This is a genomic window from Lacihabitans sp. CS3-21 (assembly GCF_024343675.1).
Taxonomy (GTDB): Bacteria; Bacteroidota; Bacteroidia; order Cytophagales; family Spirosomataceae; genus Leadbetterella.
Genome location: NZ_RJUD01000095.1, coordinates 1 through 409, shown reverse-complemented (window position 1 = coordinate 409; position 409 = coordinate 1). Strand labels below are relative to the sequence as shown.

At 37.9% G+C, this 409-nt stretch carries 1 pseudogene; it reads left to right on the top strand.

What is annotated here, in order from left to right:
- Window positions 1-409 (top strand): annotated as a pseudogene (locus EGI24_RS14625) (hypothetical protein); the annotation flags it as partial.

Here is a 409-nt window from a genome sequence, read left to right as displayed (position 1 = left end):
TACTAGTTTAGCATCTAATATTATTAAAATTGAAACGGGTATTGTGCCAACAGCTCCAACAATCTCTGCAAACAAAACAAGTATTTGTGGAACAGAAAAAGCTATCCTAACTGCTATAGGATGTACTGGTGGTACAATTACTTGGTCTGGCGGAGGAATTGGTGCCACAAAAGAAGTTACAGCAGGTACCTATACGTCTACTTGTACCACAAGTTGTGGAACATCTGGTAATTCTAATTCTATAACTATATCAGTCGGTTCAGTACCTACACCACCAACAGTTGTAGCTAGTAAAAACGAAATATGTGGTAATGAGGAAATTACCCTAACTGCGAGTAACTGTACAGGTACCATCAAATGGTCAAATGACAAAACTGGAATCTCTATAAAAATTACTCAAGCCGGTGAT